Consider the following 1,217-nt stretch of genomic DNA (forward strand, 5'->3'; position numbering starts at 1 on the left):
GTGCAGTGGCCCAGGATTTGCCGGTGAAGGGATTCACCGTGATCAGCCGTGCCCCGTCACTCGCGTCGCGCCACTCGCCCCCGATCAGCATCTGGTAGGCGGGAAGCTGTTGGTCGGCCGATGTGGGGACCGTCATTGGTTCTCCTCGGAGGCTCGGAGCACGTGCACCACTGGTCAATGATTTAACTTCATGTCGAGGCGTCGGCTGATGGAGGATCTCCATCGGCTCCCATGCTGCTTCGTGTAACCGGGCCAGTGGTGTTTCGCTGGTCATCGGGTGGCAGGGACTACTCCTGGCGCCGCTGTCAGTGCGGCGCCAGGAGCCATGGGCGGGCGCTGGTGTCAGATCTCCACTGTCGTCTTCAGCAGAGTGGCAAGCTCGGCCATGTCGGAGACGGTGACGTCAGCCGGGTAGCGGCCGTTACCGAAGGGACGCTTGCGGCGATCGATGAATGCCGACCGCAGCCCCGCGGCCTTTGCGCCGATGCAGTCGAACGCATGATTCGCCACGAAGAGGATGTCCTGTCGGCCGAGTCCGACCAGTGCGGCAGCAGTCTGGTAAGTCTTCTGGTGCGGCTTGAACGAATCGGCCTCGGCAACGGAGATGACCCGATCCCAGAGGTGCTCCGTCTTCGAGAACGGGACACCTGCTGCCAGGAGGTCCGGGTCCCCGTTGGAGAGAATGTACAGATTGAGGCCGTGTTCCTTGATCTCGGTGAGGGCCTGGACGACATCCGGGAACGGGTCGAGGCGGGTGATGTTGGAGAACAGCTCACGCACCTCGTCGTCGGTGCGCTCGATGCCGGCGCGCTCCAGCGTGTAGTCGACAGCCTCGAACCCGATCTGGGCGTACGGCGTGTGGTTGCGATGCAGCAAGCCGTCGATCATCGAGTTCTCGAAGTGGGTCCGCCGCCACCACGTGACCAGGCGAGACGGCGGGTTGGCCGTGTAACCCTTGCGTTCCAGGAACGGGGTGATCGCGCGGGTGAGGCTGCCCTGCATGTCGACGACGGTGCCGTAGAAGTCGAACATGACGGCCTTGACGTCGCGGATGTCTTCAGTGCTCAAGGGGGCAACTCCTCCTGTGTGGTCCTTCTTCGCGTTGCCACGCTAGGAGGTCTGTGAGCGTGAGGTCATTGGCCGATAGGTCACGGTCGTCCCAGCCACTTCGTGCGAAGTTCCATAGGAGGCACGCACGGCAGCTTGAAAGCATGGAC

Annotated in this window: 1 protein-coding gene; it reads right to left on the reverse strand. The window is 63.1% G+C overall.

The annotated features are described in order from the left end of the window. Positions 1-342: 342 nt before the first annotated feature. The gene (locus ACFW16_RS36130; protein WP_380313935.1) at positions 343-1,068 is read right to left on the reverse strand and encodes a haloacid dehalogenase type II; all 726 of its coding nucleotides are present in this window, start codon (positions 1,066-1,068) and stop codon (positions 343-345) included. Positions 1,069-1,217 lie beyond the last annotated feature (149 nt).

The sequence above is a fragment of the Inquilinus sp. NPDC058860 genome, from assembly GCF_042743185.1.
Classification (GTDB): Bacteria; Pseudomonadota; Alphaproteobacteria; order DSM-16000; family Inquilinaceae; genus Inquilinus.